12 protein-coding genes are annotated in these 11,986 nt (G+C 71.6%); 10 read left to right on the top strand and 2 right to left on the bottom strand.

Annotation, left to right across the window (positions count from 1 at the left end; all coding sequences use genetic code 11):
• The 6 genes from N553_RS0103775 to N553_RS20910 all read left to right on the top strand — a co-directional run bounded on the left by N553_RS0103775 (position 1) and on the right by N553_RS20910 (position 5,902).
• Positions 1-588, top strand: a complete 588-nt coding sequence (locus N553_RS0103775) for a GNAT family N-acetyltransferase (RefSeq protein ID WP_028045430.1) — start codon at positions 1-3, stop codon at positions 586-588.
• 26 nt (positions 589-614) lie between these two features.
• Complete coding sequence (locus tag N553_RS20915) at positions 615-1,664, top strand: amino acid ABC transporter permease (RefSeq protein WP_156043682.1); 1,050 nt, start codon at positions 615-617, stop codon at positions 1,662-1,664.
• Positions 1,664-2,431, top strand: coding sequence for an amino acid ABC transporter ATP-binding protein (locus N553_RS0103765; protein ID WP_028045429.1), 768 nt, complete (start codon positions 1,664-1,666; stop codon positions 2,429-2,431). The genes N553_RS20915 and N553_RS0103765 overlap by 1 nt, the downstream gene beginning before the upstream one ends.
• Before the next feature lie 60 nt (positions 2,432-2,491).
• Positions 2,492-3,496 carry an ABC transporter substrate-binding protein gene (locus tag N553_RS0103760; protein ID WP_034620580.1) on the top strand — a complete coding sequence of 335 codons (1,005 nt, stop codon included), beginning with the start codon at positions 2,492-2,494 and terminating at the stop codon, positions 3,494-3,496.
• Between the two features lie 103 nt (positions 3,497-3,599).
• Positions 3,600-4,715: an FAD-dependent oxidoreductase gene (locus N553_RS0103755; RefSeq protein WP_028045427.1), complete on the top strand. Its 1,116-nt coding sequence runs from the start codon at positions 3,600-3,602 to the stop codon at positions 4,713-4,715.
• On the top strand, positions 4,712-5,902 hold the full coding sequence (locus tag N553_RS20910) for an LLM class flavin-dependent oxidoreductase (RefSeq protein WP_051639798.1): 1,191 nt from the start codon (positions 4,712-4,714) through the stop codon (positions 5,900-5,902). Before N553_RS0103755 ends, N553_RS20910 begins: the two co-directional genes overlap by 4 nt.
• Before the next feature lie 153 nt (positions 5,903-6,055).
• Here the strand turns inward: N553_RS20910 and N553_RS0103745 are convergent, their stop codons facing one another.
• Positions 6,056-6,598, bottom strand: coding sequence for a flavin reductase family protein (locus tag N553_RS0103745; protein ID WP_028045426.1), 543 nt, complete (start codon positions 6,596-6,598; stop codon positions 6,056-6,058).
• Positions 6,595-7,122, bottom strand: a complete 528-nt coding sequence (locus N553_RS0103740) for an NADPH-dependent FMN reductase (protein ID WP_028045425.1) — start codon at positions 7,120-7,122, stop codon at positions 6,595-6,597. The genes N553_RS0103745 and N553_RS0103740 overlap by 4 nt, the downstream gene beginning before the upstream one ends.
• A gap of 267 nt (positions 7,123-7,389) precedes the next feature.
• Here N553_RS0103740 and N553_RS0103735 point away from each other — a divergent pair, with 267 nt between their 5' ends.
• From N553_RS0103735 to N553_RS0103720, 4 genes are all read left to right on the top strand, one after another.
• Positions 7,390-7,776 carry a YciI family protein gene (locus N553_RS0103735; protein ID WP_034621033.1) on the top strand — a complete coding sequence of 129 codons (387 nt, stop codon included), beginning with the start codon at positions 7,390-7,392 and terminating at the stop codon, positions 7,774-7,776.
• Between the two features lie 19 nt (positions 7,777-7,795).
• Positions 7,796-8,986, top strand: a complete 1,191-nt coding sequence (locus tag N553_RS0103730) for an RNA polymerase sigma factor (RefSeq protein ID WP_028045423.1) — start codon at positions 7,796-7,798, stop codon at positions 8,984-8,986.
• Positions 8,987-9,118: 132 nt separating this feature from the next.
• On the top strand, positions 9,119-11,005 hold the full coding sequence (locus N553_RS20905; RefSeq protein ID WP_051639797.1) for an AAA family ATPase: 1,887 nt from the start codon (positions 9,119-9,121) through the stop codon (positions 11,003-11,005).
• Between the two features lie 57 nt (positions 11,006-11,062).
• On the top strand, positions 11,063-11,983 hold the full coding sequence (locus N553_RS0103720) for an Fpg/Nei family DNA glycosylase (RefSeq protein ID WP_028045422.1): 921 nt from the start codon (positions 11,063-11,065) through the stop codon (positions 11,981-11,983).
• Positions 11,984-11,986: the final 3 nt, after the last annotated feature.

Genomic DNA, 11,986 nt, shown 5'->3' with positions numbered 1-11,986 from the left:
ATGACGACCACCGACGTGCGGGTCGTGCGCTCGTACCCGCTGAGCCACCCGACCGTGAAGCCGATGCTCGACGAGCTCGCCGTGGAGTACCTGACCCGGTACGCCGAGCACTTCACGCCCGACGACCTGCGTGCCGAGCTCGAGCGCTACCCCGCCGAGCAGTTCGGGGCGCCCGACGGCGACCTGATCCTCATCCTCGAGGACGGCGTCCCGGTGGCCGGCGGCGCGTTCCGGCTGCGGGCCGAACCCGAGCTCGGCTCGGCGGATCGGCTGAGCCGGCCCGGTACGCGTGACGCGGACGGCCTTCCGACGGTTCGGACCGCCGAGTACAAGCGGATCTGGACCAGCTCTGCGCACCGCCGCCGTGGCTTGGCCCGTGAGGTTCTTGCGGAGCTCGAGGTCCGAGCGGTCGCCGCCGGCTACGAGCGGCTCTACCTCACCACCGGGCCCCGGCAGCCGGAGGCGGCCGCGCTGTACCTGGCCACTGGTTGGACACCGCTGTTCGACTCGACCCTCGCCCCCGAGGAGATCGGGCCGCTGGCGTTCGAGAAGTGGCTCTGTCCGGGGCACACCGCCCCGCAGTCGTAGAGCCCCCTCGAACCCCGGAGAGACCCGTGTCCACCGCCTTCCTGCACAAGGACGACACCACCCTCGTCACGCCTGACGCGCCCGTCGTGCACGACGAGCCCCGCGTCTACGGTGCCCGCCATCCGGCCCGCTGGGTCGCGACCGCGATCGTCGCCGTCCTGCTCGCGATGGTCGTCAGCTCCCTGCTCACCAACTCCAAGTGGGAGTGGGGCATCGTCTGGCAGTACCTGACCTGGCCGTCGGTGCTCGACGGGCTGTGGGGCACCCTGCGGCTCACTGCGGCGGCCGCTGTCGTCGGGTTCGGGCTCGGCACCGTGCTCGCGCTCATGCGCCTGTCGAAGTCACCGCTGCTGCGGTCCGTCGCGTGGGGCTACATCTGGATCTTCCGTTCGGTGCCCCTCATCCTGCAGCTGCTGCTCTGGTACAACCTTGCGTACCTGTACCCGCAGCTCTCGCTCGGGGTGCCCTTCGGGCCGTCGTTCGTCCAGCTCGACACGTTGTCCGTCATCGACAAGTTCGGTGCCGCGGTACTCGGGCTGGGGCTCTCGCAGGCGGCCTACGCCTCGGAGATCATCCGGGCCGGCATCATCGGCGTCGACCAGGGCCAGCACGAGGCAGCCGCTGCGCTGGGGCTGCCCCGGCGTCGTCAGCAGCGACGCATCATCCTGCCGCAGGCCATGCGCACGATCGTCCCGACGGCCGTGAACGAGATCATCGGCCTGGTCAAGGGCACCTCGGTGGTCTACGTGCTGGCGTACGGCGAGCTGTTCTACATCGTCGGCGTGATCTACGGCCGCAACCAGCGCGTGGTCCCGCTGCTGCTTGTCGCCGGCATCTGGTACCTCGTCGTCACCACCGTCCTGACCGTCGTCCAGTACTACCTGGAGCGGCACTACGCCAAGGGGGCGCTCCGCCAGCTCCCACCCACGCCGATCCAGAAGGCGCGTTGGGGTGTGGGTGTCACGTGGTCACGGTTCACCGGCAGACCGGTGCCCAAGGACCTGCCACCGAGCTACGGCCGCCAGGTCCGCACCAACGTGCTGGTCCGCGCCGGTCGTCCCGAGCGGAGCATCTGATGGCCGCCGGCCTGGTCGAGGTGCGCGGCGTGCACAAGGCCTACGGGACGCTCGAGGTGCTCGACGGGATCGACCTGACGGTCCGACCCGGCGAGGTCACCGTGATCCTGGGACCGTCGGGTTCGGGCAAGTCCACCCTGCTGCGGGTGATCAACCACCTGGAGAAGGTGGACCGCGGGTTCATCTCCGTGGACGGTGACCTCATCGGGTACAAGCGTCGCTCCGACGGGGCGCTGCAGGAGCTCAAGGAGAAGGACGTGCTGGCGCAGCGGACCCGCATCGGGTTCGTGTTCCAGAACTTCAACCTCTTCCCGCACCTCACCGCGTTCGAGAACGTGATCGAGGCACCCATCTCGGCGCAACGCCGCCCCCGTGCCGAGGTCGAGGCCGAGGCGCGCACCCTGCTGGAACGCGTCGGGCTGTCCGACAAGGCCGACGCCTACCCTCGCCAGCTGTCCGGCGGGCAGCAGCAGCGCGTCGCGATCGCCCGGGCGCTCGCGGTCAAGCCGGCGGTCGTGCTGTTCGACGAGCCGACGTCCGCTCTCGACCCCGAGCTCGTCGGTGAGGTGCTCGACGTCATCCGTGACCTCGCGGCGACCGGAACGACGCTCGTCGTCGTCACGCACGAGATCGGCTTCGCCCGTGAGGTCGCCACGTCGGTCGTGTTCATGGACGGCGGCCGGATCGTCGAGCAGGGGCCGCCCGCCCAGGTGCTCGACGCCCCCCGGCACGCCCGCACCAAGGCCTTCCTCGACAAGGTCCTCTGACCTATTTCCGCCCTCACCCGTGCGCGCTCGCGCACGCCCACCGAAAGAGAGACACCTTCCGTGACCACACCCCTGCGTCCCCGGCTCCTGAGCGCACTGGCCCTCGTGCCCCTGCTGGCGCTCGCCGCGTGCAGCGCGTCGGCCACCGCGGACGACGACGCCGGTTCCGAGCCCTCGGGCTCCGCGAGCGCTGCCGCCGGTCTGACGATCAACACCAGCCCCGAGCAGGACCGCATCCACTCCACCAAGGACGACGCCGCGATCGCGCTGCTGCCGGCCGCCGTCAAGGAGTCCGGCGTGCTCAAGGTCTCGACCACGGCCGGTGGCCTGCCGCCGCTCGGCTTCCTCGCCGACGACGAGAAGACGCCGATCGGCAACGAGCCCGACATCGCCTCGCTCGTCGCCGACGCCCTGGGACTCAAGCTCGAGATCGAGGTCAAGGCGTGGGCCGACTGGCCGCTGGCCCTGCAGTCGGGTGACGTCGACGCCGTCATCTCCAACGTCACGGTGACCGAGGAGCGCAAGGAGCTCTACGACTTCTCCTCGTACCGCAACGACCAGCTCGGCTGGCTCACCAGCGCGGGCAGCGACATCAAGCAGATCAAGGAGCCCAAGGACATCGCGGGCCTGACGGTCGGCGTGGGCTCCGGCACCAACCAGGAGAAGATCCTGCTGGCCTGGAACCAGGAGAACATCGACAACGGTCTCGAGCCCATCAAGAACGGTGAGCCCGAGTACTACGAGAACTACTCCGACGTGCTGCTCGCGGTGCAGTCCGGCCGGCTCGACACGTACGTCGGCCCGAACGCGAGCCTCGCGTACAGCGCCGCGACAGGCCCCGACCAGTTCAAGGTCGTCGGCACGCTCAACGGCGGGTGGCCCGACACCGCGCAGATCGCCGTCGCGACCCTCAAGGGCTCAGGCCTCGCCGAGGCTGTGACCGCGGCCCTCAACCACACGTTCGAGGACGGCACCTACCAGCAGGTCCTCGCGCGCTGGGGCCTCGAGGCCGAGGCGATCGACACGTCCGAGACGAACCCCCCGGGTCTGCCCAAGACCAGCTGATCCACCCCTGAACCGAGCGCCCTCGCGGGTGCTCGACGGTGGCCGGCCGGGGTCGGGGGACGCCCGGTCGGCCACCGTGTCTGTTGCAACTCGAGGAGCCCGCATGGAGAACGTCGACCACCTGGTGATCGGCGGCGGCGTCATGGGCTCGGCCGCCGCCTGGCAGCTGGCCCGCCGCGGCCGGTCCGTGGTGCTGCTCGAGCGCTTCGCCCCCGGTCACGTCCAGGGGGCGTCGCACGGCGCGTCCCGCATCTACCGGCAGACGTACGACCGTGCCGAGTACCTGGATCTCACCATCGAGGCCTTCGGGCTGTGGCGGGAGCTCGAGCGCGTGACCGCATCGGAGCTTCTGACCATCACCGGCGGCGTCAGCCACGGTGCGCCTGCCCCGTCGCTGCGTGCGGCCTTCGAGGCCCGAGGCATCCGGCACGAGGTCCTGACGCCGGCCGAGGCCACCGAGCGCTGGTCCGGTCTGCGGTTCGAGGGAACGGTGCTGCACGAGACGCACACTGCCGGTCGGCTGCACGCCGACCGCGCGGTCACGGCGTTGCAGTCCGCCGCCCTGCTGTCGGGCGCAGAGGTGCGCCATGGGGTTCGGGTGCTCAACCTCACCGCCGGCTCGGACGGCGTCCTCGTCGAGACCACCGACGGACCGATCCAGGTGAGGCGGGTGGTCCTGGCCGTCGGTGCGTGGACCGGCTCTCTGCTGGGTCGGCCGGTGCCCCTGGTCGTGACGCAGGAGCAGCCCGCCCACTTCGACCTGACGCACCCTGCGCAGTGGCCCAGCTTCACGCACCAGATCCTCGGCGCCCATCCGTACCCGAGCGGGACGTACGGGCTGCTCACCCCGGGCGAGGGCGTCAAGGTCGGGTTCCACGCCGTCGGACCGGTGACGGACCCGGACCACCGCTCGTTCACCCCCGAACCGGGTCAGCTCGCCCTGCTGCAGCGGTACGCCGAGCAGTGGATGCCCGGTGTCGACCCCGGGACGCCACACCCGATCTCGTGCACCTACACGACGACCCCGGACCACGACTTCATCCTCGACCGTCGTGGACCGCTGGTGGTTGCCGCCGGCTTCTCCGGTCACGGCTTCAAGTTCGGACCCGCGATCGGCCGCGTCCTGGCCGACCTTGCGGACGAGCCCGCCGACGACCCGGTCCGCGCCTCCGACCCCGCCTTCCACCTGTCCCGTCTCGTCCTCCAGGAGTCCCGATGACACGCGTCCCCCTGTCCGTGCTCGACCTCGCCCCGGTCTGGGAGGGCGGCACCGGCGCCGAAGCGCTCCAGGCGTCGCTGGGCCGGGCCCGGCTCGTCGAGCGGCTCGGCTTCCGACGGATCTGGTTCGCCGAGCACCACCTGGCCCCGGGCGTCGCATCGTCAGCACCTGGCGTGCTCGCCGCGCTCGCCGCCGGCGTGACCTCGACCCTGCGTGTCGGCTCGGCAGCGGTACTGCTCGGCTCCACCAGCCCGGTCGTCGCGGCCGAGCAGTTCGGAACCATCGCGGCGGCCTATCCCGGGCGCGTGGACCTCGGCCTGGGGCGAGCCTCCTTCCCCCCGCCGTCGAAGGGTGGTGACGACACGGCCACCGTGGTTCCCGAGCGTGCGCCGGGCGCCACCGAGGACCGCGTCGTGGACGGCCTGCTCGTCCCGGCGAACCCACCGTTCACCTTCCGGGACCCGGACCTCCTCGCCCGCTTCGTCGCGCAGCAGCGCTACCTGGGTGCTGCACGGACGCCCGCGGCATTCACCGACGAGCTCCGCACCGTCCTGGACCTGCTCGAGGGGATCGCGCGTTCGGACGACGGCCGCGACGCCGTCAGTCCTGCCGTGCAGGACGCCGACCTGGACCTCTGGGTCCTGGCATCGAGCGCGGGGGAGAGTGCACGCGTCGCCGGCGAGCTGGGCCTGCCGCTCGCCGCGAACTACCACGTGAGCCCGTCGACCGTGCTCGAGACGGTGGCCGCCTACCGGGCCGCGTTCCGACCGGGCGTCCTGACCGAGCCGTACGTCGTCGTCTCTGCCGACGTCCTCGTCGCCGAGACGGACGAGCGGGCGCACGAGCTGGCCGACCCCTTTGCCGCCTGGGTGCTGTCGATCCGGTCCGGCGCCCGCGCGATCCCGTACCCGCGTCCCGGGACCACGACCCCCTGGGAGCAGCGGTCCGACGACGAGCGCGCACTGCTCCGCGACCGCATCGTGTCCCGGCTCGTCGGTGACGCGTCGCAGGTCGCGGCGGGGCTCGACGCTCTCGTGCGGGCCACGGGCGCCGACGAGCTGCTCCTGACCACCATCACGCACGACCCCGCCGACACCGCCCGCTCGTACGAGCTCCTCGCCCGTGAGTGGGGGTTGGCCGGCGCGGGCGAGCTCGTGGGTGCGGGCGCGAGCGCCGCACACTCGTAGGGCGCTCGCACACGAAGACCCGCCGGTGCTCGCACACCGGCGGTTTTCGTGTGCCCGGAGGCACGACAAGACCCGCCGAGCTGTCGCTCCGGCGGGTCTTGGTCTGTCGTGCTGGTCCGCTCAGACGGCCGTGTGGTCGCCGATCCGGTGGTCTCAGACGGCCGTGTGGTCGCCGATCCGGTGGTAGGTCCGGTCGTGGTAGACGAGCGGCAGGGCCTGGTCGTCGATCCCGTGCTCGAGCGCTCGGATGGAGACGAGGTACGACCCGCCGACAGGTGCGCGCTGGACCACCCGGCCGCGGACCCAGGACACGGCGCCGTCGATGACGGGCTCCCCGGACTCCAGTGCGGTCCAGCCGCCGGCGGCGAACCGGTCGATGCCGCTCGTCGCGAACCGTGCCGACACGTCGTCCTGCCCGGAGGCGAGGAAGCTGATCGCGAGCGTGCGGGCGCGGGACAAGGGCGCCCACGACGAGGACGTCGACGCGAGCGAGAACGCGAGCAGCGGTGGGTCGGCGGACACCGAGATGACCGACGTCGCCGTGAACCCGACCGGCCGGCCGTCCTCGACGAACGCGACGACGGCGACGCCGGCGGGGTGGCGGCGGAAGACCTCCTTGTAGGCCGCGGGTGACAGCTGCGGCTCGTCCTGCTCCACGAGGGTGGCCTGGATCTCGCGAAGGATCTCGGCGGTCATCGGTCCGCTCCGACCAGGTCGGCGGACAGTGCGTGCGTGAGCGGTGCCGCGGCGCGCTCCAGCCAGCGGTCGACGGCCGGGTCCAGGTCGGCAAGGTCCGCCTCGGTCACCGTGAGCGAGCGCGTGGGCACGGTAGCGCCGAGCTCGACCAGCAAGGGCCGCAGGTGCACCTCGCCGACCAGGGCGTGCGCGGGGTTGCCCGAGATGACGAGCGGGACTGCGACGACCTCGGCCAGCCCGTCCGGCCCGTACAGGTCGAGGAACGACTTGAGGAGACCGGTGTACGACGCCTTGTAGACGGGTGTCGCGACGACGAGCAGGCGGGCCGCGGCGACGGTGCGCAGCGCCGGGTCGAGCTGCGTGCGCTCGGCGGTGAACAGCTCGTGCCCGAGCGTCGCGAGGTCGATCGTCGTGACCTCCGTGCCCAGACGTGACGCGACGTGCTGCGCGGCCGTGAGGGTGCGGGATCCCGGACGAGGGTTGCCGACGAGGGCGACGACGGACGGTTCGGACTGGCTGACCACTGTGTGCTCCTTCTCGTCCACGGGATGTGTGACGGGCGATGTGTAGCAAGGGGTCGGCGACCGGCAAGGGCTTCGCCGGAGAATCCCGAATGACGGACATCGGCGTCCAGGTTCCGGCGCTGCCCGTTCCCACCGGCCGGGCCCTGCCCTGGGCAGGAGATCCACGACAGGATGCATGTCGAGACAGTGCGCGCGGCTCCGACCAGTCGGTGAGAGCCGGGCCAGACGAGACCGGCGACGAGCTACTGGGAGCGCACCGTGAAGTACATGCTGATGATGAAGTACTACGTCGAGGGAGTACCGCCCATCGACACCTGGGAGCCGGAGGACCTGCGGCGTCACATCCAGTTCCAGCACGACCTCGATGCGGAGCTCGTGGCCAGCGGCGAGCTCGTCGGGGCCGGTGGGCTCGCATGGCCCGACCAGGCGAAGCTGGTCCGCAGTGACGGCGTGCTCCCGCCCGTCATCACGGACGGCCCCTTCGCGGAGTCCAAGGAGTTCCTGGCCGGCTTCTGGACGGTCGACGTGGAGAGCGAGGCTCGGGCGGTCGAGATCGCGGCGAAGGCGTCTGCGGCGCCCGGGCCGGCCGGCGTGCCGATCCAGCAGGTGATCGAGGTGCGCGCGCTCATGGAGGCCCCCGACGTCACCGAGTGAGGTCGAGCTCGACGAGGACCTGCTGCGCACGCTCGCGCCGCAGGTGCTGGCCGTGCTGGTCCGACGGTCGGGGGACCTCGCCGATGCGCAGGATGCCCTCCAGGAGGCGCTGCTGGCGGCCGCGACGCAGTGGCCGGTGGACGGCGTGCCCGACAACCCTCACGGCTGGCTCGTCGTCGTCGGCCAGCGTCGGCTCGTGGACGCCTGGCGGTCGCAGGAGTCTCGACGGCGACGCGAGGCGCTCGTCGCGTCACCCGAGGCCGTCGTCGACCCGCCGGACGGTGACGACTCCCTGCTGCTCCTGTTCGGCTGCTGCCACCCCGCGCTGTCGCCCGCGTCGGCGGTCGCGCTCACGCTGCGGTCCGTGGGCGGCCTGAGCACGGCCGAGATCGCACGCGCGTTCCTCGTCCCCGAGGCCACGATGGCCCAGAGGCTCAGCCGTTCCAGGCGGATCCTGCGCGAGCTCGAGGAGCCGTTCCTGATGCCGTCGGCGACCGAGTACCCCGAGCGGCTCCGCGCTGTGCTTCGCGTGCTCTACCTCATGTTCAACGAGGGCTACGCGAGCACGTCCGGTCCTGCGGTGACGCGCGCCGACCTCGCCGTCGAGGCCCAGCGGCTGTCTCGCGCGCTGCGCACGAGCCTCCCCGACGACCCGGAGGTCACCGGCCTCCTCGCGCTGATCCTGCTCACCGATGCCCGCCGGCCGTCGCGGACAGGCCCGGAGGGGCAGCTCGTGCCCCTCGCCGAGCAGGACCGCTCCGCATGGGACGCGGAGATGGTCGCCGAGGGTGTGCGCCTCGTCGAGGAGGCTCTCTCGACCGAGGCTGTGGGCGAGTACCAGCTGCAGGCCGCGATCGCCGCCGTGCACGACGAGGCGTCGACGGCCGACGACACCGACTGGCCGCAGGTTCTCGCGCTGTACGGCCTGCTGGAGCGGATGACCGGCAACCCGATGGTGACCCTCAACCGCGCGGTGGCGCTCGCCATGGTGCGGGGGCCGTCCGAGGGGCTCGCCCTGCTGGGCACCCTCGACCCGGTGCTAGGAACGCATCACCGTTTTCTCGCGGTCCGCGGCCACCTGCGGGAACGCGCGGGCGATCCGGTCGGTGCCGCGGACGACCTGCTCGCGGCGTCGCGCCGGACCACGAGCACCGCGGAACGCGACTACCTGCTGCTCCAGGTGAGCAGGCTCCGGCACCCGTCGCGGTGACGGCGTTGGACCATTCGGGTGGCCCGATATGTCCGATCTTGCACGTTTGTACGGTTCGCCTGACGATGAGTCATCGCAGCTCCCGCGACGCAGCGTCGTCTGATCACCAGGCGCCGAGGGAAGGGCATCCCCGTGCCAGAAGCCATCGTCTCCCCGATCCGCCAAGGTGCGCACGACATCGCCGTCTCCAGGGAGAAGGTGCGACGGCGGCGGGTCTTCAGGGTCGGCATCCCGGTCGTCCTGCTCGAGGCGTACATCGTCTTCAGCGCGCTCACGGGTCGTCGCATGCTGCCGGCGATGCCGTCGCTCGACCCGATGGTCGTCGCACCGGTGCTGTTCTTCGTCGCCCTGATCGCGATCCTGCTGCTCACGCAGGTGGGCACGGCGAGATCACCGCACGTCACCTACCGGCCCGAGCAGGTGGACGTCGGCCTGGACGACGTCATCGGCATCGACCCCGTCCTGGAGGACGTGCGCCGCTCGATCGACCTGTTCCAGACGCACCGGCAGTTCGCCGAGCAGATGGGCGGAACACCGCGGCGCGGCCTGCTCTTCGAGGGTCTGCCCGGCACGGGCAAGACGATGACGGCGAAGGCCATGGCCGCCGAGGCGGGCGTGCCGTTCCTCTTCGTCTCCGCGACGTCGTTCCAGTCGATGTACTACGGCGCGACGGCGAAGAAGATCCGCGCGTACTTCAAGGCGCTGCGCAAGGCCGCACGCACCGAGGGCGGTGCCATCGGGTTCATCGAGGAGATCGACGCGATCGCCATGGCCCGAGGCGGCATGGCTTCTGCCGCGTTCGTCGGGAGCCCGTTCGACCTGGTCCGCCGCCCGCGGACCGTGACCAACGCCGTGGTCTCCGAGGGCACCGGCGGTGTGGTCAACGAGCTGCTCGTGCAGATGCAGTCCTTCGACGAGCCGACCGGCGGCGACAAGCTCGTCAACTGGTTCATCGCCCGGGCGAACCTGCTCATGCCGGCGAACCGGCAGATGAAGCAGCGCAAGCCCGTCAAGGCGCCGATCCTGCTCATCGCCGCCACCAACCGCGCCGACAACCTCGACCCCGCCCTGCTGCGGCCGGGCCGGTTCGACCGGCGTCTCACGTTCTCCACGCCGGACGCGCGCGGTCGACGCGCGCTCGTCGACCACTTCCTGGCCAGCCGCTCCACCGACGTCGAGCTCGAGGACGCCGCGCTGCGCGACCGGTTGGCTGCCGCGACGAGCGGCTGGACGCCCGTGATGATCGAGCACCTTCTCGACGAGGCGCTCGTCAACGCCCTGCGGCGCGGGTCGCTGACGATGACCTTCGCCGACGTCGAGCGCGCCCGGATCACCGAGATGGTCGGCATCGGGCAGCCCGTCGCCTACACGCGCGCCGAGCAGGCGCTGATCGCCACGCACGAGGCGGGGCACGCGGTCACCGCGTGGCTGGTCGCTCCCAACCGCACGCTCGAGGTGCTGACGATCATCCGACGCGGTGACGCCCTGGGCCTCCTCGCGCACAGCGACTGCGACGAGGTCTGGACGCACTCGCAGTACGACCTGCGGGCGCTCGTGCAGATCGCCATGGGTGGCTGGGTTGCCGAGGAGCTGTTCTTCGGGCAGACGAGCACGGGCCCCGCCAGCGACCTCGCGTCCGCGACCCGGACGGCGGCCCAGATGGTCGGTGCCGCGGGCATGACGGGCTCACTGATCTCGTTCGCGGCGACCCCGCACGACCTGGTCTCCGCCGTGCTGAACGACGGGGCCGCCCGCCAGCAGCTCGAAGGGGTCCTCGACGACGCGCGCAGCACGGTGCGTCGCCTGCTGTCCAAGCACCGTCACCTCGTCGAGGCCCTGCGCGATGCGCTCCTCGAGCGGCACGAGCTGCTGGGCCTCGAGATCACCGACGTGCTGGAGGCGGCCGCGCTGCGTCAGGAGCAGCTGGCCGAGCAGGTCGAGGCCGACAACCGCGCTGCCGTCGCCGCGGGGGCGGCCGCCGCTGCCGCAGCCGCGGCCGAGCGTCTTCGAGTCGCCTGACGGGCCCCGGGCGGTGCGGGTTCGGTAGAGCCGCTCACGGTGGCCTAGCCTTCGGGCGTGCCTGAGGGTCATACCGTCCACCGCATCGCCCGTCAGCTCGCCCTGGACCTCGTCGGTCACAGGCTCGCGGTCACCTCCCCTCAGGGGCGGTTCGCCGCGGGTGCCCGGCGCATCGACGGCCAGGTTCTCGTGGCCTCACGGGCCGTCGGCAAGCAGCTGTTCCTGGAGTTCGAGTCCGGTGACGTCCTGCGCGTGCACCTCGGCCTCTACGGCGCGTGGGACTTCTTCGGTCGTCTGACGCCGCTGACGGCCGGTGACGTCGCACGCGGCAGCATGGGTGCCCCGCGCCTGCGCCGAGCGGTCCGCATGGGCGAGGGTGAGCGTGAGGTCGGCGCCGCAGCCGACGCGTCACAGCCCTTCCCGCCCGAGCCCGTCGGTCAGGTCAGGGTCCGCCTCGCCTCCGCCGACACCGTCGCCGACCTGCGAGGACCGTCCGCGTGCGAGGTGCTCGACCCGTCCGAGGCCGCCACGGCGGTCGCTCGACTCGGTCCTGATCCTGCCGCCCCGACGAGCGACGCGCGTGGCGTCATGATCGACCGTCTGACCTCGCGCTCGGTGGCCGTCGGGCAGCTGCTCATGGACCAGGCGGTCGTCGCCGGCATCGGCAACATCTACCGCGCCGAGCTCCTGTTCCGGGCACGCCTCGACCCGCACACGCCCGGGCGCCGTGTCCCCTCGGACGTCGCCGGTGCGCTCTGGGACGACTGGGCGGTGCTGCTGGCCGAGGGCATCCGCACGGGCGTGATCGTCACCCGGGACCTCGCGCCCGCGGACCGCATTAACGCGCTCACGGACCCGACGCTGCGCACCTGGGTCTACCACCGCACCGGCCTGCCGTGCCTGGTCAGCGGTACTCCGGTCGTGGTCGAGACCATGGCCGGCCGCAACCTCTACTGGTGCCCCACCTGCCAGCAGTAGGGC

The organism is Cellulomonas sp. URHE0023, from assembly GCF_000688475.1.
GTDB lineage: Bacteria > Actinomycetota > Actinomycetes > Actinomycetales > Cellulomonadaceae > Cellulomonas.
Note: the sequence above shows the minus strand (reverse complement) of the source record. Positions and strands in the feature narration are given on the sequence as shown.

Coding starts and splice junctions, on each gene's coding strand:
- N553_RS0103775 (WP_028045430.1), top strand. CDS start 1: ATGACGACCACCGACGTGCGGGTCGTGCGCTCGTACCCGCTGAGCCAC.
- N553_RS0103765 (WP_028045429.1), top strand. CDS start 1,664: ATGGCCGCCGGCCTGGTCGAGGTGCGCGGCGTGCACAAGGCCTACGGG.
- N553_RS0103755 (WP_028045427.1), top strand. CDS start 3,600: ATGGAGAACGTCGACCACCTGGTGATCGGCGGCGGCGTCATGGGCTCG.
- N553_RS20910 (WP_051639798.1), top strand. CDS start 4,712: ATGACACGCGTCCCCCTGTCCGTGCTCGACCTCGCCCCGGTCTGGGAG.
- N553_RS0103745 (WP_028045426.1), bottom strand. CDS start 6,598: ATGACCGCCGAGATCCTTCGCGAGATCCAGGCCACCCTCGTGGAGCAG.
- N553_RS0103735 (WP_034621033.1), top strand. CDS start 7,390: ATGCTGATGATGAAGTACTACGTCGAGGGAGTACCGCCCATCGACACC.